At 68.4% G+C, this 23682-nt stretch carries 22 protein-coding genes; 1 reads left to right on the top strand and 21 read right to left on the bottom strand.

Translation table 11 applies throughout. The features are described 5' to 3' along the window. Window positions 1-21 precede the first annotated feature (21 nt). The 19 genes from AB4Z27_RS06930 to AB4Z27_RS06840 all read right to left on the bottom strand — a co-directional run bounded on the left by AB4Z27_RS06930 (window position 22) and on the right by AB4Z27_RS06840 (window position 20678). The gene (locus AB4Z27_RS06930; protein ID WP_441644134.1) at window positions 22-963 is read right to left on the bottom strand and encodes a 2-hydroxyacid dehydrogenase; all 942 of its coding nucleotides are present in this window, start codon (window positions 961-963) and stop codon (window positions 22-24) included. Between the two features lie 96 nt (window positions 964-1059). After that, window positions 1060-3093: an acetyl/propionyl/methylcrotonyl-CoA carboxylase subunit alpha gene (locus tag AB4Z27_RS06925; protein WP_441644133.1), complete on the bottom strand. Its 2034-nt coding sequence runs from the start codon at window positions 3091-3093 to the stop codon at window positions 1060-1062. A 64-nt stretch (window positions 3094-3157) separates the two neighbouring features. Beyond that, window positions 3158-4219 (bottom strand): biotin synthase BioB, encoded by a 1062-nt coding sequence (bioB, locus tag AB4Z27_RS06920; RefSeq protein WP_092291355.1) that lies wholly within the window; start codon window positions 4217-4219, stop codon window positions 3158-3160. 30 nt (window positions 4220-4249) lie between these two features. Then, window positions 4250-5014: a dethiobiotin synthase gene (gene bioD, locus AB4Z27_RS06915; protein ID WP_092291353.1), complete on the bottom strand. Its 765-nt coding sequence runs from the start codon at window positions 5012-5014 to the stop codon at window positions 4250-4252. Further along, window positions 5011-6225: an 8-amino-7-oxononanoate synthase gene (gene bioF / locus AB4Z27_RS06910; protein WP_441644132.1), complete on the bottom strand. Its 1215-nt coding sequence runs from the start codon at window positions 6223-6225 to the stop codon at window positions 5011-5013. The genes bioD and bioF overlap by 4 nt, the downstream gene beginning before the upstream one ends. Next, a complete protein-coding gene (gene bioA, locus AB4Z27_RS06905) occupies window positions 6215-7633 on the bottom strand; it encodes an adenosylmethionine--8-amino-7-oxononanoate transaminase (RefSeq protein ID WP_441644131.1) in 1419 nt (472 codons plus the stop codon). The genes bioF and bioA overlap by 11 nt, the downstream gene beginning before the upstream one ends. 256 nt (window positions 7634-7889) lie before the next feature. Then, window positions 7890-8678, bottom strand: a complete 789-nt coding sequence (locus tag AB4Z27_RS06900; protein WP_092291347.1) for an enoyl-CoA hydratase/isomerase family protein — start codon at window positions 8676-8678, stop codon at window positions 7890-7892. A 31-nt stretch (window positions 8679-8709) separates the two neighbouring features. Beyond that, window positions 8710-9633 (bottom strand): dienelactone hydrolase family protein, encoded by a 924-nt coding sequence (locus AB4Z27_RS06895; RefSeq protein WP_441644130.1) that lies wholly within the window; start codon window positions 9631-9633, stop codon window positions 8710-8712. A 72-nt stretch (window positions 9634-9705) separates the two neighbouring features. Further along, on the bottom strand, window positions 9706-11313 hold the full coding sequence (locus tag AB4Z27_RS06890; RefSeq protein WP_092291343.1) for a carboxyl transferase domain-containing protein: 1608 nt from the start codon (window positions 11311-11313) through the stop codon (window positions 9706-9708). Between the two features lie 51 nt (window positions 11314-11364). Then, a complete protein-coding gene (locus AB4Z27_RS06885) occupies window positions 11365-11796 on the bottom strand; it encodes a YchJ family metal-binding protein (protein WP_092291341.1) in 432 nt (143 codons plus the stop codon). Then, complete coding sequence (locus tag AB4Z27_RS06880; protein ID WP_441644129.1) at window positions 11793-12485, bottom strand: HAD family hydrolase; 693 nt, start codon at window positions 12483-12485, stop codon at window positions 11793-11795. Before AB4Z27_RS06880 ends, AB4Z27_RS06885 begins: the two co-directional genes overlap by 4 nt. Continuing rightward, window positions 12482-13150: a 2-hydroxychromene-2-carboxylate isomerase gene (locus AB4Z27_RS06875; RefSeq protein WP_092291337.1), complete on the bottom strand. Its 669-nt coding sequence runs from the start codon at window positions 13148-13150 to the stop codon at window positions 12482-12484. The genes AB4Z27_RS06880 and AB4Z27_RS06875 overlap by 4 nt, the downstream gene beginning before the upstream one ends. Window positions 13151-13264: 114 nt before the next feature. Continuing rightward, window positions 13265-14395 carry an acyl-CoA dehydrogenase family protein gene (locus tag AB4Z27_RS06870; protein ID WP_441644128.1) on the bottom strand — a complete coding sequence of 377 codons (1131 nt, stop codon included), beginning with the start codon at window positions 14393-14395 and terminating at the stop codon, window positions 13265-13267. Window positions 14396-14424: 29 nt separating this feature from the next. Next, on the bottom strand, window positions 14425-15105 hold the full coding sequence (locus AB4Z27_RS06865; protein ID WP_092291333.1) for an SDR family oxidoreductase: 681 nt from the start codon (window positions 15103-15105) through the stop codon (window positions 14425-14427). 40 nt (window positions 15106-15145) lie between these two features. Then, the gene (locus tag AB4Z27_RS06860) at window positions 15146-16342 is read right to left on the bottom strand and encodes an acetyl-CoA C-acetyltransferase (RefSeq protein ID WP_092291331.1); all 1197 of its coding nucleotides are present in this window, start codon (window positions 16340-16342) and stop codon (window positions 15146-15148) included. Window positions 16343-16379: 37 nt separating this feature from the next. After that, the gene (gene can, locus AB4Z27_RS06855) at window positions 16380-17051 is read right to left on the bottom strand and encodes a carbonate dehydratase (protein WP_092291329.1); all 672 of its coding nucleotides are present in this window, start codon (window positions 17049-17051) and stop codon (window positions 16380-16382) included. After that, window positions 17048-18871 (bottom strand): bifunctional isocitrate dehydrogenase kinase/phosphatase, encoded by a 1824-nt coding sequence (gene aceK, locus AB4Z27_RS06850; RefSeq protein WP_092291327.1) that lies wholly within the window; start codon window positions 18869-18871, stop codon window positions 17048-17050. The genes can and aceK overlap by 4 nt, the downstream gene beginning before the upstream one ends. A gap of 86 nt (window positions 18872-18957) precedes the next feature. Further along, a complete protein-coding gene (locus tag AB4Z27_RS06845) occupies window positions 18958-20151 on the bottom strand; it encodes an isovaleryl-CoA dehydrogenase (RefSeq protein ID WP_441591451.1) in 1194 nt (397 codons plus the stop codon). Window positions 20152-20252: 101 nt separating this feature from the next. Beyond that, complete coding sequence (locus AB4Z27_RS06840; RefSeq protein ID WP_092292091.1) at window positions 20253-20678, bottom strand: MerR family transcriptional regulator; 426 nt, start codon at window positions 20676-20678, stop codon at window positions 20253-20255. A gap of 193 nt (window positions 20679-20871) precedes the next feature. Between AB4Z27_RS06840 and AB4Z27_RS06835 the strand changes: the two genes are divergently transcribed. Then, window positions 20872-21948, top strand: a complete 1077-nt coding sequence (locus tag AB4Z27_RS06835; RefSeq protein WP_441591453.1) for an MBL fold metallo-hydrolase — start codon at window positions 20872-20874, stop codon at window positions 21946-21948. A gap of 23 nt (window positions 21949-21971) precedes the next feature. On the opposite strand, the gene AB4Z27_RS06830 is transcribed toward AB4Z27_RS06835, so the two are convergent. Continuing rightward, window positions 21972-22805 carry a helical backbone metal receptor gene (locus AB4Z27_RS06830; RefSeq protein WP_441644127.1) on the bottom strand — a complete coding sequence of 278 codons (834 nt, stop codon included), beginning with the start codon at window positions 22803-22805 and terminating at the stop codon, window positions 21972-21974. Then, the gene (locus AB4Z27_RS06825; RefSeq protein ID WP_092291319.1) at window positions 22805-23617 is read right to left on the bottom strand and encodes an SDR family oxidoreductase; all 813 of its coding nucleotides are present in this window, start codon (window positions 23615-23617) and stop codon (window positions 22805-22807) included. Before AB4Z27_RS06825 ends, AB4Z27_RS06830 begins: the two co-directional genes overlap by 1 nt. Window positions 23618-23682 lie beyond the last annotated feature (65 nt).

Here is a 23682-nt window from a genome sequence, read left to right as displayed (position 1 = left end):
GTCTGGACGTGCCGGCCCGGCTCAGTAGCCGCGCTGCAGGTCCACCACGCCGGCAATCGGCTTGCCTTCGGCCAGCGCGCGGATCTTGCCGGCGATCTGGGCGATGCTGTCCTCGCGCAGCGTCAGCGCCGAGATATGCGGCGTGATGGTGATGCGCGRYTCCTGCCAGAACGGATGGTCGGCCGGCAGCGGTTCGGTGCGGAATACGTCCAGCGTGGCGCCGGCGATCTGCCCTTCGCGCACGGCGGCCAGCAGGTCGTCTTCCACCAGGTGCGGGCCGCGCGCCACGTTGATCACATAGGCGCCACGGGCCAGGCGGTAGAGCAGGCCGGTGTCGATGATGTCCTCGGTCTCGGTGGTCAGCGGCAGCACGTTCACCAGCACGCGCAGGCCGTCGAGGAAGGCGCGCTGGCCGTCCTCGCCATGGAACGACTCCACGCCTTCCACGGCCTTGGCCGAGCGGCTCCAGCCGCGCACCGGGAAACCGAAGCCGGCCAGCGTGCGGGCGATGTGGGCGCCCAGCGTGCCGATGCCCATCACGCCGATGGTGAAGTCGGCGCGGCGATGGGGCTTGAGGAATTTCCACGTGCCGGCGCGTTCCTGGGCGTCGTAGGCGTCGAGCTTGCGGAAGTAGCGCAGCACGGCGGCGGTGACGTATTCGGCCATCTGGGCGGCCATGCCGGCGTCATCGAGGCGCACGATGGGCACGCCGGCCGGCAGCGCGTCGGGGTCTTCGTCGCGCAGGCGCAGGATGCCGTCCACGCCGGCACCGAGGTTGAACACGGCGCGCAGGTCCTGGCGGCCACGCAGCATGGCCACGGGCGGACGCCAGACCACGGCGTAGTCGGCGGCCTCGCCCTGGCTTTCCTCCCACTTCAGGCATTGCGCCTCGGGCAGCGCCTCGGCAAAGCCTTCGATCCAGGGTTCATAGCGGCCATCCGGCACGTACAACTGCAACTTCATCTCGACTCCAGTTCTTTTCGGGGGTGTTGTGGGGGCATTTTGGCACGGCAGACCCTGCTTTGCTCCCCTCTCCCTCTGGGAGAAGGGAGCAAACCGTCAGGCAGCCGTTGGCTCCGCCACCGCGAACGCCAGCAGTTGCGCGCCTTCCGCTACCTGCTCGCCCACGCCGTAGAGCACCTCGCTGACCACGCCGTCGGCGGGGGCGCTGATGGTGTGTTCCATCTTCATGGCTTCCATCACCAGCAGCGGCGTGCCGCGCGTGACGGTGCTGCCGGGCKKSACCATCACGGCGATSACCTTGCCCGGCATCGGGGCGGTGAGCTTGCCGCCCTCGCTCTCGGCCGCGCCGGCGTGGCCCAGCGGGTCCAGCCACGCCAGTTCCGTGTGCCGGCCGGCGGTGAAGACGTGGAACATGTCGCCCTCCACGTGCACCTGGCCGTGGGTGCGGCGGGTGCCCAGGTCCACGCGGATGTCGTCGGCCTTGAACACGTAGGCGAACGGCGCCGCCTGATCGGCATAGATCAGCGTGCTGCGGCGCGGGTCGGCGCGCAGCACCACTTCCACCTTGTTGCCGCGATGCGAGAAGTACAGCGTACGGGACTCCCGGCCGTTCAGGCGCCACGGGCCGGCGTGGGTCCACGGCGAGTGCCGGTCGGCCTCGTCGATGCGGCGCGTGCGGGTCTCGCGCTCGAGCAGCGCAGCCACGGCCAGCGCGATGGCCTCCATGCCGGCCGCCTTGGGCGGCGGGAACAGCACCGCCTGGTTGCGTTCGATCAGGCCGGTGTCGAGGTCTGCCGTGCGGAACGCCTCGGATTTGACCAGCCGCTGCAGGAAGGCGACGTTGGTTTGCAGCCCCACCACGTGGTAGCCGGCCAGCGCCTGCTCCATGCGCGCCAGCGCCGCGTCGCGGTTGGGGCCCCAGACGATCAGCTTGGCGATCATCGGGTCATAGAACGGGCTGATGGTGTCGCCCTCGCGCACGCCGGCATCGATCCGCACGCCTGCCGGGCCGTGGGAGTCCCCGCCAAGCATGAACTGCACCGCCGGCGGCGTGCGCAGGAAGCGCAGCGTGCCCGTGGACGGCAGGAACTGGTTGTCGGGGTTCTCGGCGTAGATGCGCGCTTCMAGCGCGTGGCCGTCGATGCGGAGCTGCTCCTGCGTCAGCGGCAGCGGCTCGCCGGCCGCCACGCGCAACTGCCACTCCACCAGATCCTGGCCGGTAATCATCTCCGTGACCGGATGCTCCACCTGGAGGCGGGTGTTCATCTCCATGAAGTAGAACGAGCCGTCCTGATTGGCGATGAACTCGACCGTGCCGGCGCCGACGTAGCCCACGGCCTTGGCCGCCGCCACCGCCGCCTCGCCCATCGCGCGGCGCCGTTCCTCGGTCATGCCGGGCGCGGGGGCCTCCTCCAGCACCTTCTGATGGCGCCGCTGCACCGAGCAGTCGCGCTCGAACAGGTAGACGCAGTTGCCGTGGGTGTCGGCAAAAACCTGAATCTCGATATGGCGCGGGCGGGTCAGGTATTTCTCGACCAGCACCTTGTCGTCGCCGAAGCTGGCCGATGCCTCGCGCTTGACCGAGGCCAGCGCGGCCTCGAAGCCCTCGCCCGCCTCCACCACGCGCATGCCCTTGCCGCCGCCGCCCGCGCTGGCCTTGATCAGCACCGGGTAGCCGATGCGGTCCGCCTCGCGGCGCAGCAGCGCCGGGTCCTGATCCTCGCCGTGGTAGCCGGGCACCAGCGGCACGGACGCGCTTTCCATCAGCTGCTTGGCCGCGCTCTTGCTGCCCATGGCGTGGATGGCCGAGGCCGGCGGGCCGATGAAGACCAGCCCTTCGGCGGCGCACGCCTGCGCGAACGCCTCGTTCTCGGACAGGAAGCCGTAGCCCGGGTGGATGGCCTGGGCGCCGGTCTCCTTCGCCATCTCGATGATGTGGTCCGCGCGCAGGTAGCTGTCGCGCGCGGCCGGGCCGCCGATATGCACGGCTTCGTCGCAGAACGCCACATGGCGCGCGTTCGCGTCCGCATCGGAGTAGACGGCCACCGTGCGRATGCCCAGCCGGCGGCACGTGGCCGCCACACGGCAGGCAATCTCGCCACGGTTGGCGATCAGGATCTTGTTGAACATGGCTCCTCCTTTGTTTCCCTTGTTATCCGGGGGGCGGCCAGTTGCTTACCTCACGGCAGGGCCGTCATCCCGCGTAGCCTTCCGCGCGGATGTCGAGCCGGGCCAGCAGCGCGCGGTCGCGCTCGGCCTGCGGGTTGCCGGTRGTCAGCAGCTTTTCGCCATAGAAAATCGAATTGGCGCCGGCCATGAAGCACAGCGCCTGCAACGCTTCGTCCATGGCCTCGCGGCCGGCGGACAGGCGCACCATCGCGCGCGGCATGGTGATGCGTGCCACGGCAATCGTGCGAACGAACTCGAACGGGTCCAGCGCTTCGGTGCCCGCCAGCGGCGTGCCCTCCACCTGCACCAGRTTGTTGATGGGGACCGACTCGGGGTACGGGTCCAGGTTGGCGAGCTGGGCGATCAGGCCGGCGCGCGCCTCGCGGGCCTCGCCCATGCCGACGATGCCGCCGCAGCAGACGTTGATGCCGGCGCCGCGCACGTGGCCGATGGTGTCCAGGCGGTCCTGGTAGGTGCGCGTGCCGATGATCTTGCCGTAGAACTCGGGCGAGGTATCGAGGTTGTGGTTGTAGTAGTCCAGGCCGGCGTCAGCCAGGCGCTGCGCCTGCTCGGCCTTGAGCATGCCCAGCGTCACGCAGGTCTCCAGGCCCATCGCCTTGACCTCGCGCACCATGTCGATCACCGGCTCCAGATGGCGGTCCTTCGGGCTGCGCCAGGCGGCGCCCATGCAGAAGCGGGTGGCGCCGTTGGCCTTGGCGTTGCGGGCGGCCTCCAGCACGGCGTCCAGTTCCATCAGCTTCTCGGCCTTCACGCCGGCGTCGTGGTGCGCGCTCTGCGGGCAGTAGCCGCAATCCTCCTCGCAGCCGCCGGTCTTGATCGACAGCAGCGTGGAAAGCTGCACCGTGTTGGCGTCGAAGTGTTCCCGATGCACCTGCTGCGCGCGGAACAGCAGGTCGTTGAACGGCAGCGCGAACAGCGCGGCGACGTCATCGACCCGCCATGCGGCGTTTTCATCACGCTCGGCGGCGGCTTGCAGGTTGCGGGCGGACTGGCGCAGGGCGTCGGCGGAAATCGTGGCGACGGTCTGGGCGGAGGTCTGTTGGGATTGTTGGGCTTGTTGGGTCATGGTCTTTTGCGGATTCTGTGTAGTCGGGGCTCAGTCAGCGGACTGGGCCACGGCGGTGTATCGGATATGCGGCGGCATGCTGGCCAGCAGCGGGGCGAGGTCGAGTTCCGTCGCCGCCACRGCGGGGGCCACCTGCCAGGGCAGCTCGCCCAGGCAGGGCGCGCCGAGCGCGTCGTGCAGCGTGGCGATGTTCTCGTGCGGCAGCAGCATGTCGGGGTCGATGCGGTTGGCGATCCAGCCGGCCAGCGTGAGCCCGCGCGCCCGCACCGCGTCGGCGGTCAGCATCGCGTGGTTCAGGCAGCCAAGCCGGACGCCCACCACCATCACYACGGGCACGTTGAGCATTTCGGCCAGGTCGGCGGTGTTCCAGCGCGCGGCGCCCACGTCGAGCGGCACCTGGAAGCCGCCCACGCCCTCCACCACCACGGCTTCGGCGCGATGGCGCAGCGACGCGAACGCGGCCTGGATCGGCTCGCGCGTGATGCGCAGCCCTTCCATGGCCGCCGCCAGGTGCGGAGAAACCGGCGTGCGCATCAGGAACGGGCACATCTCCTCCTGCGGCACGATCACCGAGCCGGCGGCGCGCAACTGCTCCACGTCGTCGTTCTGCCAGCGCTCGTCCAGCCACTCGCCGCCACTCGCCACCGGCTTCATGCCGACCGTGGTGTAGCCCGCCGCGTGCAGCGCGTGCAGCAGCGTGGCCGTGGCGTGGGTCTTGCCGACGCCCGTATCGGTGCCGGTGACGAAGCAGGCCACGCGGCCGGGCTTCTTCTGCGCCTTGTCGATATCCGTCATGCGGCCTCCCGGTGCGGGATGGCCCGCGCGATGGCATCGAGCAGCCGCTGCACGTCCTGCGCGGTGTGCGAGGCGGACAGCGTGATGCGCAGCCGCGCGGTGCCGGCCGGCACAGTCGGCGGCCGGATGGCGCCCACGCGGATGCCCTCGGCCTCCAGCGCGGCAGACAGCGCCAGCGCGGCGGCGTTGTCACCGACGATCAGCGGCTGGATCGCCGTGTCGCTTTCGCCCAGCGTCCAGCCGGCCTGCGCGGCCAGCCGGGCCAGTCCGTCGCGCAGCGTGGCAATCAGCCCSCCAAGCTGCGCGCGGCGYTGGCGCCCTTCCTCACCGGCGATGATCGCCAGGCTCGTCAGCAGCGCGTGCGCCACGGCCGGCGGCGCCGCCGTCGTATAGATATAGGGGCGCGCGGTGTTCACCAGATGCTCGATGATCGTGGCGTGCGCCGCCACGAACGCCCCGGCCACGCCGGCGGCCTTGCCCAGCGTGCCGATATAGATCAGCCGTTCCGAGCGCAGGCCGAGGTGCTCCAGCACGCCCCGCCCGTTCTCGCCCAACGCGCCGAAGCCGTGGGCATCGTCGACGATGATCCACGCATCGTGGCGTTCGGCCAGCGCCAGCAGGCCAGCCAGCGGCGCGATATCGCCATCCATGCTGAACACGCTGTCGGTCACGATCAGCTTCAGGCCGCCGGTGTGGGCGGCGAGCTGGGCGTCCARCGCGGCSAGATCGCCATGCGGATAACGCTGCACATCGGCWCGGGCCAGCCGRGCSCCGTCGATCAGCGAGGCRTGGTTCAGCGTCTCGCARAACAGCGTCGCGCCGGCGGTGCCGAGCGAGGTCAGCACGGCAAGGTTCGCCATRTAGCCAGTGCAGAAGTACAGCGCCTGCGCCTGCGGGATATGCGGCGCCAGCCACCGCGCCAGTTCCTGTTCGAGTTSGGCGTGCGCAATCGAATGGCCGCTGACGAGGTGGGAAGCCCCGCTGCCGGCGCCATAGCGACGCGCGCCATCGGCCAGCGCCTCGGCAATCGCCGGATGGTTGGCCAGCCCGAGGTAGTCRTTGCTGCTGAAGGTCAGCAGCGGCACCGGCCTGGCGTCGATGGCGCCGACCGACTGGTGCGGCGCGCAGGCCGTGTGGGCGATGCGGCGCCGGCGCGTGAGCGCCTGGGCTTCGCGGTCGGCGGCGGCGCGGGTCAGTTGCTCAAGCAGCATGGCGCACCTCCGGCATCGGTCCCGCCACCGCGTGCAGCGTGGTGAGCAGCTGCTCGCCCAGCCATTCGGCGAGTTGCTGGTCGAACACGTACGGCGGCATCAGATAGAGGGTGTTGCCGATGGGGCGCGCCAGCACGCCCTGTTCGCGCGCGGCCAGATGGAAGCGCGACGCGAAATCGGCGCCGGCGACCTCCGGGTCCACATCGGCAGCCCAGATCATGCCGCGCTGGCGCACGTTGACCAGGCGCGRGTCGGCGGCCAGCGGCGCCATGGCGTCGGCCAGCCAGCGGGCGCGCTCGCGGTTGCGGGCGAGCACGTCTTCCGCGTCGAACAGGTCGAGCGTGGCCAGCGCGGCGCGGCAGGCCAGCGGGTTGCCCGTGTACGAGTGCGAATGGAGGAAGCTGCGCGCRATGTCGTCGGCGACGAAGGCGCGCTGGATCTCCGGCCGCGACAGCACCARCGAGAGCGGCAGGTAGCCGCCGCTGATGCCCTTCGACAGGCACAGGAAGTCCGGCCACGCGTGGGCGGGCAAGGCTTCACCCTCCTGACGCTCGCGCGCCTGCTCCCAGGCGAAGAAGGTGCCGGTGCGGCCACAGCCCACGGCAATCTCGTCGGCAATCAGGTGCACGCGATAGCGGTCGCACAGCGCCCGGGCGCCTTCCAGATAGGACGGGTCATACATCGCCATGCCGGCGGCGCCCTGCACCAGCGGCTCGACGATCAGCGCGGCGATCTGGCCGGCGCGTTCGCGCAGCAGCGCTTCCAGGTCGGCCAGCGCGCGGGTGGCGACATCGGCGGCGCTCTCGCCGGGATTGGCCTGGCGGGCGTCCGGCGACATCACCACATGGGCGCGGCGCGTGAGCGGGGCGTAGGCGTCGCGGAAGATCTCCACATCGGTCACGGCCAGCGCGCCCACCGTCTCGCCGTGGTAGCCGTGGCGCAGGCACACGAACTCGCGCTTGGCCGGCAGGCCGGTGTTGTGCCAATAGTGGAAGCTCATCTTGAGCGCGATCTCCACCGCCGACGCGCCATCGGACGCATAGAAGGTGTTGCCGAGCGCCCCGCCGGTGAGCGCGGACAGCCGCTCGGCCAGCGCCACGGCCGGCGCGTGCGTGCAGCCGGCCAGCATCACGTGTTCGAGCGTCTGCATCTGGTCCGCCAGCGCGGCGTTGATGACCGGGTTGGCGTGGCCGAACAGGTTGACCCACCACGAACTGATGGCGTCGAAGTAGCGGCGGCCGTCGGTGTCGATCAGCCACGGGCCCTCGCCGCGTGCGATGGCCAGCGGCGGCTCGTTGGCGCCCGCGTCGGGCCGCAGGCGCGTGCACGGGTGCCACACGGCGCGCTGGCTGCGCGCGGCGAGTGATCCGTCAGCCGCTGGGGAAGAAAGGTGTTCCGGATGTTCCAAGGGAAGCCTCCTTTGTTGTCCGTCCACGCCGGCGCCACGCCGGACGAGGCCGGGGCGCGCTGGCRAGCAGGACGGAATGGGGAGGCTCATGGTAGGAAGGTCCTTGGGGACTTGGCAAACCGGGCTGCCCCGGCACGTTAGCGGCAACTTGACCGAGGTTGCGCGATGTTGGCGGATGCGGTGACGCGCGCGCCGCCCCATTCGGGCTTCCAGCCGCTAACGTCCGGCATCGTCCCGAAACAAATCGGCAGAAAAATCATTGCGGACGCCAGGCCGGCGCGCGTTTTTCGAGGAAAGACCGCACGCCCTCGCGCCCTTCCTCGGACGCGCGGATCGCCGCGATCCGGTTCGCGGTGTCGGCCAGCAGGTCGTTGTCGATGGCCCGCCCCGCCACTTCCTGCACCAGCCGCTTGCTCTCGCGCACGGCGTTGGGGCTGTTGGCGACCAGCGCGGCGGCCACCTCGGCCACCTTGGCGTCCAGTTGTGCRGCCGGCACCACGGCATGGACGAAGCCGAGCCGCAGCGCCTCGGCGGCGTCGAACCGCTCCGCCGTGATGAAGTAGCGCCGCGCGGCCTGCTCGCCCATCGCCCGGATCACATAGGGGCTGATGGTGGCCGGCAGCAGGCCGAGCTTGGCCTCGGACAGGCAGAAGTTGGCCGGTTCGGCGGCCACGGCGATGTCGCACGCGGCCACCAGGCCCACGCCACCCGCGTAGGTGTCGCCGTGGATGCGGGCGATCACCGGCTTGGGGCAGGCCCAGATGGTGTGGAGCATCTGGGCCAGCGTCAGGGCATCGGCACGGTTCTCGTCGTCCGTGTAGCCGGCCATCTTCTTCATCCAGTTCAGGTCCGCACCGGCGCAGAAGGCCGGGCCGGTGCCGGCCAGCACGATGGCGCGCACGTCGGGGGTATCGCCCAGCGCGCGGAACGCGCCGGTCACCTCGGCAATCACGGTTTCGTTGAACGCGTTGCGCACGTCCGGGCGGTTCAGCGTGACCGTGGCAACGTGGTGCGCGGCGGTCACGTTCAGCGTGGTGAAGTGCATGGTCTCTGTCTCCGGGGCATCGATGGGGGTGTCAGGAGGCGCGCTCGGTGGCGCCGGCTGGCTTGGGCGGCTCTTCCGGCGCGTCGTCGAACGGCATGCCGATATGGTGGAAGAAGGCGTCCACCTCGGGCAGCCACAGCGCGATGCCGTGGCGGCTGCTGAACAGCTTGTGGGAGTCGCCCTCGAACTCGCCCACGTCGACGAAGCGCGCGTCGGCGGCCGGGCCGCTCGCGGTCGCCTTGTAGTTGTTGTACAGCCGCTCGGGCAGCGGCCAGGGCCAGAAGCTGTCGTTGTCGCCGTAGAACCAGAGCGACGGGTAGCGCGCCGTGCGGCCGTAGTCGCCRAACGCATCGATCAGGTTGTTCTCCCAGCCGGCRCACGCGGCATTGCGCAGCCCGCCGGCGAAGTTGACCACGCCGCGCACGCCCGGATAGCCGATGGCGGACAGCGCCATGGTCGAAAGCCCGCCATGTGACTGACCGATCACCACGATGCGGGTCGGGTCCACATAGGGCTGCTGCACGAGGTAGTCGAGCGCGGCGATGACATCCTCGGCCTGCGCCATGCCGTTGGCGCTGATGTTGCAGCTACCGCCCACGTAGGCGCCGCCGGACTTCGAGAAGCCCTGCCGCATCGGCAGCGCCACCACGTAGCCGCGCCGCACGAACTCCGCGCTCTGCGCGGCAAAGCGCGCGCGGCCCTGGTAGGCGGGCTTGCCGGGCGCCTTGCCGTGGTTGATCACCACCAGCGGGTAGCGGCCATCGGCGGCGGGCCGGAAAATGGTCGTCTCCAGGTCCACGTTGGCGTCCGCGCCGGCCTTGGGCACCATCACCACGCGCTCGATCGTGCGCGGCGGCAGCGCGGCCAGTGCCGACTGGGCGACGGCCGCCCCGCACAGCGTGACGCAGGCCAGCGCGACGGCAACGCCGCGAACGAGGGGGGCAAGGCGCAACATGGTCARACCAGAAAAAATGCGGTGAGGGAAAGGTCGAAACGGRTACGGCAAAAACGTGGCTGACTGGCGGGCCTACATCCGGAACACGCCGAACTTCATGTCGCCGATGGGCGCGTTGAGGCTGGCGGACAGGCCCAGGCCGAGCACGGTGCGCGTCTGCGCCGGGTCGATGACGCCATCGTCCCAGAGCCGCGCGCTGGCGTAGTACGGATGGCCCTGATGCTCGTACTGGTCGCGGATGGGCTGCTTGAACGCCTCTTCCTCATCGGCGCTCCACTTGCCGCCGCGCCCCTCGATGCCATCGCGCCGCACCGTAGCCAGCACGCTGGCCGCCTGCTCGCCGCCCATCACCGAAATCCGCGCGTTCGGCCACATCCACAGGAAGCGCGGCGAGTAGGCSCGGCCGCACATGCCGTAGTTGCCGGCGCCGAACGAGCCGCCGATGATGACCGTGAACTTCGGCACCTGCGCCGTGGCCACGGCGGTCACCATCTTGGCGCCATTGCGGGCAATGCCTTCGTTCTCGTACTTGCGGCCGACCATGAAGCCGGTGATGTTCTGCAGGAACACCAGCGGGATCTTGCGCTGGCAGCACAGCTCGATGAAGTGCGCGCCCTTGAGCGCCGACTCCGAGAACAGGATGCCGTTGTTGGCGATGATGCCGACCGGGTAGCCCCAGATCCGCGCGAAGCCGCAGACCAGCGTGGTGCCGTAGCGTGCCTTGAATTCGTCGAATTCCGAGCCATCGACGAGGCGGGCGATGACCTCGCGCACGTCGTAGGGCTTGCGCGTGTCGGTGGGGATCACGCCGTAGAGTTCTTCGGTGGGATACAGCGGCGGCGTCGGCTCGTGCAGGCGGATCTGGTCCGGCTTGCGCCGGTTCAGGTGCTGGACGATGTTGCGCGCCAGGGACAGCGCGTGGTGGTCGTTCTGGGCGAAGTAGTCGGCCACGCCGGACAGCCGGGTGTGGACGTCCGCGCCGCCCAGGTCCTCGGCGCTGACTTCCTCGCCGGTGGCCGCCTTCACCAGCGGCGGGCCGCCCAGGAAGATCGTGCCCTGGTCCTTGACGATRATCGACTCGTCGCTCATCGCCGGCACGTAGGCGCCGCCGGCCGTGCAGGAACCCATCACCACGGCGATCTGCGGGATGCCCTTGGCGGACAGGTTGGCCTGGTTGTAGAAGATGCGGCCGAAGTGGTCGCGGTCCGGGAAGACATCGTCCTGATTGGGCAGGTTGGCGCCGCCCGAATCGACCAGATAGATGCACGGCAGGTTGTTCTCTTCGGCGATTTCCTGCGCGCGCACGTGCTTCTTGACCGTGATCGGGTAGTAGGTGCCGCCCTTGACCGTGGCGTCGTTGCAGACGATCACGCACTCCTGCCCGGCCACCCGGCCGATGCCGGTGATGATGCCGGCGCCGGGCGCGGCGTCGTCGTACATCTCGTACGCGGCCAGTTGCGACAGCTCCAGGAACGGGGTGCCCGGATCGAGCAGTTGCTGCACGCGGTCGCGCGGCAGCAGCTTGCCGCGACCCAGGTGCTTGGCGCGGGCGGCTTCGCCGCCGCCTTCGGCCAGTTTGGCGATGCGGGCCTTGAGGTCCGCCACCAGCGCCTGCATGGCCTCGGCGTTGGCCTTGAAGGCTTCCGAGCGTGCGTTCAGTTTGGTTTCCAGCGTGGGCATGTCTCGTCCTGTTCTTTGTCTCGTTCCCGCTTACCGCTTCCCTGCCAATCCCTACCCCTGATCCTGCCCGAGCATCTCGCCATCGACATAGAGCCAGCGCGGCGTCTCCCCGGCCTCGCGCGGCTCGAASACAAAGCGGCTGCGCTCATGCAGCCGCCACGCGCGGCCRCCCACCTTGTAGCGGGCGACGAATTCGACGATGGCGTGRGTGTCGTCCTGCTGGGCGTGGGCCTTGACCGTCAGCCCGAGCCAGCGCGTCTCGCGCTCCGGGGCCAGGTCGTTCGGGCAGGTGGTGGCGTGCCAGGTCTGGCGCAGCCAGTCCACCAGCCCCTTGACGTAGGCGCTGTAGCGCGAGCGCATCAGCGCCTCGGCGTTCGGCGGCAGCGCCTCGCCGCGATGAAAGCGCCCGCAGCACGCGGCGTAGTCGGCATGGCCGCACGGGCAAGGCTCGGGACCGGCGCGCTGAGGGCGGCTTGGACTCATCCGATCAGCTCCGGCAGTTGGCGCATGTCMGTGAAGATGGCGCKTGCGCCGGCTTCGCGCAGCTCGCGGGCATCGTTCAGCGCGGCGTAGCCGAGCACGGTCATGCCCGCSGCCACGCCGGCCGTCACGCCGGTGGGGCTGTCTTCCACCACCACGCAGCGCGACGGATCGACACTCATCGTGCGCGCGGCCAGCAGGTAGACGTCCGGCGCCGGCTTGCTGCGCTCGACCTCGGTGGAGGAGAAGATGTGCTCGCGCGTGTCCTGCTGGAACAGCTCGACCAGCCCGGTGCGCGTCAGTTGCAGCTTCACCTTGATGCGGTCCGCGCCGGAAGCCACGCACACGGGCAGGCCGCGCGCGGTGATGGCCTCGATGGCCTGGCGCACGTGCGGCACGGCCACCACCTCGGCCTCCAGCACCTGGTTGCGGCGCGCGAGCCACGTCGACAGCCAGTTSTCGGGCAGCGGCTTGCCCARCCGGCGYTCGATGTTCCCCAGCTCGTCGCGCACGGCGCGGCCGAGGAACCAGCGCTTCGACTCCTCCAGCGAGATGGCGATGCCCAGCTCGTTGAGCATCTCGTTGAGCACGCGGTGGACGATGGGCTCGCTGTCGACGAGCACGCCGTCACAGTCGAAGATCACGCAATCGAAGGCGGAGGGCTGCACGGGGGCCTGGGTTGCTGCGGTCATGCGGGTTTCTTTTCCTTGGTGATGTCATTGCCGCCGACGGCGCGCAGCGGGGTCTGTGCCGTCTGCCGCCGGCTCTTGAGGTAGGACTCCACCTGCTCGAAGCGGTCGAAGCCCCAGAACGGCTCCCCGTCGATGATCACGAACGGCGAGCCGAACACGCCCTTGGCCATCGCCACCTCGATCTCGGCCTTGAGCTGGTCCTTGATCTGGTAGCTGGTGGCGCCCTCGTTCATGGCGATGGGGTCGACGCCCAGCGGCTCGGCCAGCTTGGCCAGCTCCGCCGGCTCGGCGATATTGAGGTCATCGACGAACAGCGCCCGGTACACGGCCTTGGCGAACGCCGTGGCCACATCGGCGCCATGGTGGTTCTGCAGCCACAGCACCGCGCGCGCGGCGTGCTGGGTAGGCAGCGGGAAGTGGGTCGGGCGCTTGTAGTCGATGTGGTGGAATTCGGCGGTGCGCTCGAAGTCGCGCCAGCAGTATTCGCCCTTGAGCGGGATGCTCGGCAGCGGCGACGAGCCCGTCGTCTTGAACACCACGCCCAGCAGGATCGGATGCCACGCCACGTATCGGCCGTACTTCTGCGCGATCTCGTCGATGCGGGTGCTGGCGAAGTAGCCGTAGGGCGAGGAAAAATCGAAGTAGAAGTCGATCGGTGCGGTCATGGCGAAGGGGGCTCCAGGTCAGATTCGCTTGCGTTGGGGTCAGGAACTAGGAACTGCGACGGCGATTGCCAATAGTACAAGTACGATTGCCGATAGTACGCTTCCCGCCCGCGCTCAGCCGAGCGCGCGGGCGATGAGGATCTTCTGGATGTCGCTCGTGCCTTCGTAGATCTGGCACACGCGCACGTCCCGGTAGATGCGCTCGACCGGGAAATCGGTCACATAGCCGTAGCCGCCGAAGACCTGGATGGCGTCCGAGCAGACCGCCTCGGCCATCTCGCTGGCGAACAGCTTGGCCATGGCGGCTTCCTTCAGGCACGGGCGGCCGGCATCCTTGAGCGYCGCCGCGTGCCAGACCATCTGGCGCGCCACGTCGATGCGGGTAGCCATGTCGGCCAGCCGGAACTGCACGGCCTGATGCTGGAACAGCGGCTGGCCGAAGCTTTCCCGCTCCTTCGCGTAAGCCAGCGCGGCGTCGAACGCGGCGCGGGCCATGCCGATGCTCTGCGAGGCAATGCCGATGCGCCCGCCTTCGAGCCCGGACAGCGCCATCTTGTAGCCGGCGCCCTCCTCGCCCAGCAGGTTCTCAGCCGGGATGCGGCAGTCCTCGAACACGATCTGGGCGGTATCGGACGAATGCTGGCCGAGCTTGTCCTCGATGCGCGCCACCACGTAGCCGGGCGTGGACGTGGGCACCAGGAAGGCGCTGATGCCGCGCTTGCCAGCAGCCTTGTCGGTCACGGCCATGACGATGGCCACGTCGGCGTGCTTGCCGCTGGTGATGAACTGCTTCACGCCGTTGAGCACGTAGTGGTCGCCGTCACGCCGGGCGGTGGTGCGCAGCGCGGCGGCGTCCGAGCCGACGTGCGGCTCGGTCAGGCAGAAGGCGCCCAGCATCTCGCCGCGCGCCAGCGGGGCCAGCCATTGCTGCTTCTGCGCGTCGTTGGCGAAGGCCATCAGCATGCTGCACACCGGGCAGTTGTTCACGCTGATGACGGTGGAGGTGCCACCATCCCCGGCGGCAATCTCCTCGAGGATCAGCGCCAGCGACAGGTAGTCGAGCCCCGCCCCGCCCAGTTCCTCCGGCACGGCCACGCCGTAGCAGCCGAGCGCGGCCAGTTCCTTGTGCACSGCCTTCGGAAAGGTCTTGTCGCGGTCCCACTGCGCCGCCTGCGGGGCGATGACGTCCTGCGCGAACTGCCGCACGGCATCGCGGATCATTTCCTGTTCGGGAGTCAGCAGCATGGTGTCCGGTGTCCTTTGTCTCCCTCCCCTTACCAGGGGAGCGGGGTGCCGTCGTAGTTGTGGAAGCTGCCGTTGTCGCGCTGGGTCAGGCCGGCCAGCGTGCGGCGCAGGCCGGTCACGCTCTGCTGCGGCGTGAGGTCGGCCTTGGGGCCGCCCATGTCGGTCTGCACCCAGCCGGGATGCAGCGCCACGCAGATCGCATGGCGCGCGTCCAGCGAGACCGCCTTCAGGGCGGCGTTGGCGCCGGCCTTGCTGACGCGGTAGAGCCAGCTGCGGTTGCTGTCCATCGCGCCGATGCTGCCCATGCGCGACGACAGCACGGCCAGCACGCCGCCACGCCCGTGGTTGCCAGTCTCGACGAACGGCAGGATCAGCGGCAGGGCCATCATCGGACCGAGCACGTTGGTGTGCATCACGCCGTCGAAGTCCTCGCGCGTGACCGGTTGCGCGCCTTCGCTGCGCGGGCCGATCACGCCGGCGTTGTAGATCGCCACGTCRAACGACTCGCCATCCAGCTTCCAGCCCAGCCCGGCCAGCGCGCCGGCGTCGGTCAGGTCCAGCTGGTGGGCCTCGGCGCCGAGCGCCTTGAGCGCYGCCACRCCCTCGTCGCTGCGGGCGGCGGCGATGACGCGCCAGCCGTCGGCACGGTACTGGCGGACAAACTCGAGACCGAGACCGCGCGAGGCGCCAAGGACGAGGGCTGTGGGCATGGGAGGACTCCTGTCGTGTGGGTAGGCGAGGTTGGAAGGATCAGACGATTTCGATGCCGACCGCCGTGGCCTCGCCGCCGCCGATGCAGAGGCTGGCCACGCCGCGCTTGCCGCCGGTCTTGCGCAGCGCGCCGATCAGCGTGGTCATGATGCGCGCGCCCGAGGCGCCGATCGGATGGCCCAGCGCGCAGGCGCCGCCGTGGATGTTGACCTTGTCGCGCGGAATCTTGAGGTCGTGCATGGCCGCCATCGGCACCACGGCGAAGGCCTCGTTGATCTCGAAYAGGTCCACGCTGTCGGTGGTCCAGTCCAGCTTGCGGTAGAGCTTGGCGATGGCTTCCACGGGCGCCGTGGTGAACCAGCCCGGCGCCTGCGCGTGCGAGGTATGGCCGAGCATGCGCGCCAGCGGCTGCAGGCCGAGCGACTTCGCGGTCGACTCGCGCATCATCACCAGCGCGGCGGCGCCGTCGTTGATCGACGATGACGAGGCCGCCGTGATCGTGCCGTCCTTGGCGAAGGCCGGCTTCAGCGACGGGATCTTGTCCACCTTGATGCGGCGCGGGCCTTCATCGGTGTCGATCACCGTGTCGCCGCCCTTGCCCGACACCGTGACCGGCGTGATTTCCCAGCGGAAGGCGCCGCTCTCGGTSGCCTGCTGGGCGCGGCGCACGGACTCCATCGCGAATTCGTCCTGCTGGGCGCGGGTGAACGCGTACTTGGCGGCGCAGTCCTCGCCGAAGGTGCCCATCGCGCGGCCCCCGCCTTTTTCGTCACGAGAGTAGGCATCTTCCAGGCCRTCSAGCATCATGTGGTCATAGATCATGCCGTGACCGATGCGGTAGCCGCCGCGCCCTTTCGGAATCAGGTACGGCGCGTTGGTCATGCTTTCCATGCCGCCCGCGATGGCGATCTCGAACGAWCCGGCCAGCAGGCCGTCGAAGACCGTCATCGCCGCGCGCATGCCCGATCCGCACATCTTGTTGACCGTGGTACAGGCCACGTCCAGCGGCAGCCCGGCGCCGAGCGCCGCCTGGCGCGCGGGCGCCTGCCCCTGCCCGGCCGGCAGCACGCAGCCGAACACCACTTCCTGCACCTGCTCCGGCTTCAGGCCGGCGCGCTCCACGGCGGCGCGGATGGCCGCGGCGCCGAGCTGCGGCGCCGTCAGGCTGCTCAACTCGCTCTGGAACGCGCCCATGGGCGTGCGGGCGGCGGATACGATGACGATCGGGTCTTGCATGGTTGTCTCCTGAATACCGGTTCGTACTGTCTTGAAATCAGCGGATCGAAGCCTGCGGGGGGTCGCCGTACTGGCGATAGGCCGCGGCCAGTTGTTCGTGCAATTCCTCATTGCTGCTGGCGGCCATGCCGAGGTCGCGCAGCAGGCCATCGGACACGCCGTAGACCCAGCCATGCACTGTCACGGCCTGGCCACGGTCCCAGGCGTCCTGGAGCACCGTGGTCTGGCAGACGTTGTTGACCTGTTCGATCACGTTCAGCTCGCACAGCCGCGTGTGGGCATCGTCCTCGCGCAGCACCGTGCCGAGGTAGGCGGCGTGCTTGTCGGCCACATCCTGCACGTGGCGCAGCCAGTTGTCGGCCAGGCCGACGCGCTCGCGCTTGAGCGCTACCTTGACGCCACCGCAGCCGTAGTGGCCCACCACGGTGATGTGACGCACCTTGAGCACCTCCACGGCGAACTGGAGCACGGACAGCGCGTTCAGGTCGCTGTGCGAGATCACATTGGCGATATTGCGATGGACGAACACCTCGCCCGGCGCCAGTCCGAGGATCTGGTTGGCCGGCACGCGCGAATCGGAACAGCCGATCCACAGGTACTCGGGGGCCTGCTGGTTGGCCAGTCGCGTGAAGAAGGTGGGGTCTTCCGCGTTGACGCGGTCCACCCAGTCGCGGTTGTTCTTGAACAGTTGCGCGATGGCATCAGTCATGCCGCCCTCCTTGGAAGATCTGTGGGGTGGTCGTCGGCGCCGGGGCCGTAGCGGTGGATAAAGCGGTCTTTACTCTGATAGGCAAAAAAGTCATGGACGTGTCCGGCCATCAGCCGGTCCTTATGGTGCTGCCACATGGCAGCATCGAAGAAATCCTCGTGGTGCCGCAGGAAGGCGGCGCGCACGCGTGGGTCGCCGAGCAGGAACGTGCGGAACGTTTCCGGAAAGATGTCGTGCGGACGTACGGTGTACCACACCTCGCCAGACATTTCCTCCTCCTCGTTGCGCGGCTCGGGCACGCGGCGGATGTTGCAATCGGTCAGGTATTCGATCTCGTCATAGTCGTAGAACACCACGCGCCCGTGGCGCGTGACGCCGAAGTTCTTGTAGAGCATGTCGCCCGGGAAGATATTGGCGGCGATCAGTTCCTTGACCGCGTTGCCGTACTCGACGATGCCGTGCTCGACCTGCTCGTCGGTGCCCTCCTGGAGCCACAGGTTGAGCGGCGTCATGCGGCGCTCGATATAGACGTGGCGCACCACGATCTCCTGCCCGCCGTCGCGGCCGCGCTGGTACTCGATCATCGACGGCGCGTGGGCTTCCAGCTCGCGCACCAGCGATTCGTCGAAGCGCGACAGCGGGAAGGCCACGTCGGAGTACTCGAGCGTATCGGCCATGCGCCCGACCCGGTCGTGCTGCTTCACGAGCTGGTACTTCGACTCCACCAGCGCGCGCGTGGTTTCCTTGGGCGGCGCGAAGGCATCGCGGATGACCTTGAACACGTACGGGAACGACGGCAGCGTGAACACCAGCATCACCAGGCCCCGGATGCCGGGCGCGACCACGAACTTGTCCGACGAATGCTGGAGATGGTGGAGGAAGTCGCGGTAGAACAGGTTCTTGCCCTGCTTCTGCAACCCCAGCGCGGTGTAGATCTCCCCGCGCGGCTTGCGCGGCAGGATGTCGCGCAGGAAGGTCACGTAGGCCGATGGAATCTCCATGTCGACCATGAAATAGGCGTGCGAGAACGAGAACAGGATCAGCAGCTGTTCCGGGCGCAGCAGCACGGTGTCCAGCACGAGCTGGCCGGTCGGGCCGTGGATGATCGGGATCGCCAGCGGGTAGGTCTGGTCGCCGTTCAGCACCCGGCCGACGATGACGGCGGCCTTGTTGCGGAAGAACAGCGACGATAGCGCATGAATCTGGAAGTTCGGCGCAATCCGCGCCTCGCCCAGGTGCTCGGCGAAGGCGCGCACCACGTAGCCGATGTCCCGCGCMAGATCCTCGAACGGCCGCTCCAGCTGGTAGTTGTGCACCATCCGCTCGAAACAGGCGGCCATGCCCTCGCGGCTGCCCGGGTAGTAGGCGCGATAGGTGGGCCGCATCGGCGATTCCTCGTTCTCGATGTACTCGGTCGAGATCGCTGGCCGCACGAAGATGAAATCGTTATTGAAGTACGAGCGGTGCAGGATGCGGGTGCAGACCGAGTTGAAGAAGGTCTCGGCCAGTTCTGGCTGGTGGTGCCTGGTCAGCAGGCCGATGTAGTGCAGCTTGATCTGCTGCCAGATGCCGTCCTCGATCCGCGCGGCGTCGTACTCGTCCTCGAGGATCACCGTGGTCTCGCGCACGCGCTCGTTATAGAACGCGATGCGATCGCGCTGGAGTTGCTGCAGCCCGTGCCAATCCCCTGCCTCGAAACGCAGCTTGGCCGCGTGGCTGACCTCGCGGAACAGCCGGTAGTGCTTGTCGAAGCCGTCCAGCATGGTCCGCGCCACATCGTAGGCAATCTGCGACGAGAGCAGCTTGGGGAAGTGCGACATGTTCGAGGCGGCGGCTGCGGTAAGGGGTCAGGGAATTGTAAAGGGGTTCGCTAGCGTCGGCTGGGTTGACGATAGATCACATTCGATCACATCGTCTCGGCAAACAGCTCCCGGCCGATCAGCATCCGGCGGATCTCCGACGTGCCCGCGCCAATCTCGTACAGCTTGGCATCGCGCCACAGCCGGCCGGTGGGATAGTCGTTGATATAGCCGTTCCCGCCGAGGATCTGCACCGACTCGCCGGCCATCCACGTGGCCTTTTCCGCCGTGTACAAGATCACCGCCGCGCAGTCCTTGCGGACCTGGCGCACGTGGCCGCTGCCCAGCGAGTCCAGGTTCTTGCCCACGGTATACAAATAGCTGCGCGCGGCCTGGAGCGTGGTGTACATGTCCGCCACCTTGCCCTGGATCAGCTGGAACTCGCCGATGCTCTGGCCGAACTGCTTGCGGTCGTGGATGTACGGCGTCACCACGTCCATGCACGCCTGCATGATGCCGACCGGGCCGCCGGACAGCACCGCGCGCTCGTAGTCGAGCCCGCTCATCAGCACCTTGGCGCCGCCATTTTCGGCGCCGAGGATGTTCTCCACCGGCACTTCCACGTTCTCGAACACCAGTTCGCCCGTRTGGGAGCCGCGCATGCCCAGCTTGTCCAGCTTCTGCGCCACCGAGAAGCCCTTCATGCCTTTCTCGACGATGAAGGCCGTCATGCCGCGCGCGCCGAGGTCCGGCTCGGTCTTGGCGTAGACCACCAGCACGTCGCAGTCCGGCCCGTTGGTGATCCACATCTTGGTGCCGTTCAGCACGTAGCGGTCGCCCCCGGGTCCGCCAACCCTGTCGGCCCGCAGCTTCATGCTGACCACGTCCGAGCCCGCGTTCGGCTCGCTCATCGCCAGCGCGCCGATCCAGTCCCCCGACACCAGCTTGGGCAGGTATTTCGCCTTCTGGGCGGCCGAGCCATTGCGGTGGATCTGGTTCACGCACAGATTCGAGTGCGCGCCGTAGGACAGCCCGACCGACGCCGACGCGCGGCTGATCTCCTCCATCGCGATCATATGGGCGAGGTAGCCCATGTTCGCGCCGCCGTACTCCTCGGCCACGGTGATGCCCAGCACGCCGAGGTCGCCCATCTTCTTCCAGGCATCCATCGGGAACTGGTCCGACCGGTCGATCTCGGCCGCGCGCGGCGCCAGTTCGGCCTGCGCCCAACTGCGCACGGAGGCGCGCAGCATCTCGATGTCCTCGCCCAGATCGAATCTCAGGCCTGGCAGTTCGGTCATGTCGGTCTCCTGTCTGTTCGTGTCGGTGTTGTGGGGCGTATTTTATTGACGTTTACGTAAACGTCAATTCCATCCGAAGGCGGATGGCTGAAAGTGCGGCATCAGGCGGTTCTGGTCTTGGGGGCTTCGCCATGTGCCGCTAGCAGCGCCCGGCAATGGCGCTCGTGCTGGTCGATCTCGGCAAGCTGGGCCTGGAGGTCTTCCATCTGGCGCTCCAGAACGTCCCGATGCTGCGACAGGGCGCCCAGGAAACGCTCCAACTGCGGCGCGGTATCGCGTGGCGACTCGTAGAGATCCAGAATTTCGCGAATCTCGTTGAGAGTGAGCCCTAACCTTTTGCCGCGCAGCGTGAGCTTGAGGCGGGTGCGCTCGCGTCCGTTATAGACGCGCTTGCGGCCGCCCGGGCCCTCGCGGTCAGGCGAGAGCAGGCCCTGATCCTCGTAGAACCGGATCGCGCGCGGGGTGACGTCGAACTCGCGCGCGAGGTCGGTAATGGTGTAGGTGGCGGAGGATGGCTGTGCCGGCATGGTGCGCCCAGGAAAGTGAACGGTCGTTCGTTGTACGGTCAAGTTTTGGTCTAAGATGACGAGCAGGCCGCGACGATTGACGTTAACGTTAGCGTCAAGTGCCGCCGCTGACAATGACTGGACAACATGACCCCACAGAGCGCCCGGTGCCCCGCTGCACCCGAAGGCGCCAGATTCGACCGAGACAAGCCCCATGAACGCACTCGAAAGCCAGCTCCACTACCCGTTTGACGAGACCATGCCGGCGCCCGGCACGCGCCAGGAAGTGGCGCCCGGCGTCTACTGGCTGCGCATGCCGCTGCCCTTCGCGCTCGACCACATCAACCTGTGGCTCCTGCGCGACCGCCTGGACGGGCAGGACGGCTGGACCATCATCGACTGCGGCATCACCAACGACATCATCAAGGGGCATTGGGAGACCATCTTCGCCAACGAGCTGGACGGCCTGCCCGTGCTGCGCGTGCTGGTGACCCATTGCCACCCGGACCACGTGGGCCTGGCGCACTGGCTCTGCAAGCACTGGGACGTGCGGCTGTGGATGAGCCTGGGCGACTACATGACCGCGCGCGTGATGTCCGGCGGCAGCGGCGTCGGCTCGAATGCCGGCGGTGACTTCGCGGCGAGCCACTTCGCCCGCCACGGCCTGACCGACCCGGACAACCTCGAAAAACTGCGCGGCCGCAAAGCCTACTATCCGTCGATGGTGCCCGAGGTGCCGACGCAATACCGCCGCCTGATGGACGAGGACACCGTGACCATCGGCGCCGATCCGGCCACGGCCGGCTGGCGCGTGATCACCGGCTTCGGCCAYGCCCCGGAGCACGTGGCGCTCTACAACGCCGCCACCAATGTACTGATCTCGGGCGACATGGTGCTGCCGCGCATCTCGACCAATGTCAGCGTGTTCGACATGGAGCCGGAGGCCAATCCGCTCCAGCTCTACCTCGACTCATTGAACAAGTACGAAGACCTGCCGGCTGACGTACTGATCCTGCCGTCGCACGGCCGCCCGTTCCGCAACCTGCATACCCGCATCCGCCAGTTGCAGGAGCACCATGTGGACCGGCTGGCCGAGACGCTGGCCGCCTGCGCCGAGAAGCCGTGCCATGCGCACGACATCGTCGGCGTGATCTTCCGGCGCCAGTTCGACATCCACCAGCTGACCTTCGCGATGGGCGAGGCGCTGGCGCACCTGCACGCGCTCTGGCATCGCGGGCAACTTGTGCGCGAATGCGGCGATGACGGGATCATCCGCTTCCGGACGGTCTGAGGATCAGAACGGATTAGGACGAGTCAGAACGACTCGGCAAGCGTCCTGAGGTAGCGCACGCCGGCCACGGCGCGGCTGCCGTACCAGGACAGCATCTCGCCATCGACCAGCATCACCGGCCTGCCGATCTGGCGYTCGAGCGCATCGGCATGGTCCTCGGTGAAGCGGTAYGGCTCGGTCGACAGCAGCACGGCGTCCAGYTCGCGCACCAGCGCGTCGCTCCAGCGGAAGGTGGGATAGCGCTCGCCGGGCGCATTCGGCCGGCTGCAATCCCCATCGACGCAGGCCGCGAGGTCCGCGCCGTCAKCGGGCCAGGTGGCCCAATTCACCAGCGCCAGCATCCTGCTGATATAGGTGGCGCGCGACACCGTCATCCACGGGTCCTGCCAGATCGCGTACAGCACGGTGCGCGCCGGCCAGCGACGGGCGCGGATCGCGTCGAGTTCGGCCTGGAGCGCCTGCGCCAGCCCCTCCGACTGTTGCACTTTGTTGAAAATGCCACCGAGCAGCCGGTACAGCGCGAAGTTGTCCTCGGGCGCGCACGGGTGGGTGACGATCACGTGCGGCACGAAGGTGCGGATCTCGTCCACGGTTTCGCGCCGGTTCTCGTCGATATTGACCACCACGTGGGTCGGCGCCAGCGCCCGCAGCTTGTCCAGCTTGACGTCCTTGGTCCCGCCGACCTTCTCCACCGCCCGCACCGCCGGTTCGGGATGGATGCAGAAGCCGGTGCGGGCCACCATCTGGTCGGCCAGGCCGAGATCGAACAGCAGCTCGGTCACGGACGGCACCAGCGAGGCGATGCGGACCTCGCCACTGGCCGGGTCGTGGGCCTGCCCGAGGGCGTCGGTCCGCATCAGGCGTCTCCCCCACCGGCGCGGTCTGCCTTGCGCGGCTTGCGCGGCGCGCGGGCGAACAGCTTGTCGTAGAGCCACAGCGGCATCACGTGCAGGATCGACGCCACCACCCCCATCTGCCACGGAATCACCTTGTAGCGCGTGCCGGCGGCAATCCGGCGGATGGCCTTGCGCGCGAAGACGTCGGCATCCATCAGGAACGGCATGCGGTACGGGTTGTGCGCCGTCATCGGCGTGCGGATATAGCCGGGCGCGATGGTCACCACGCGGATGCGGTGCCGCGCCTGCTCCAGCCGGAGGCTTTCCAGCAGCTTCACCACGGCGGACTTCGAGGCGCTGTAGGCCCCGCCGCCGGGCAGGCCGCGCACGCCGGCCACGCTGGCGATACCGACCAGCGTGCCGCGCCAGCCGCCGACGCCGGGCGCGCGCTCGCGCATCGGGTGCAGGAAAGGCTGGAAGGTGGTCAGGGTGCCGAACCAGTTGGTGTCCATGACCAGGCGGAAGTCGTCCAGGTCCTCGCGCTCGCTGGCCACGGTGCCCACGGAGATTCCCGCGTTGGCGATGACCACATCGGGGCAGCCGAAATGGTCGAGAAAATCGGTGGCGGCGGCGTGCATGGCGTCCGCATCGCGCACATCGGCCGCATAGATGCGCACGGCGTTGGGGTTGGGCAGGGAGGCGGCAAAGTCGCGCAGGGCCTCCTCGCGCCGGCCCACCAGCCCGAGCACGGCGCCCTGCGCCGCGTAGGCGCGCGCCAGCGCCTGGCCGATGCCGCTCGATGCGCCGGTAAGGAAGACTTTCAGGGGTCGCATCGGATCAATATAGTGAATTCGGAGGGAGAACGGCCCGGATCAAGCAAAACGGCCCGGCACGCTTC

Origin of the sequence: Cupriavidus sp. KB_39, assembly GCF_052114485.1 — a bacterium.
Lineage (GTDB): Bacteria > Pseudomonadota > Gammaproteobacteria > Burkholderiales > Burkholderiaceae > Cupriavidus.
The sequence above is the reverse complement of the archived record's forward strand: the minus strand, read 5'-3'. Positions and strand labels throughout refer to the sequence as shown.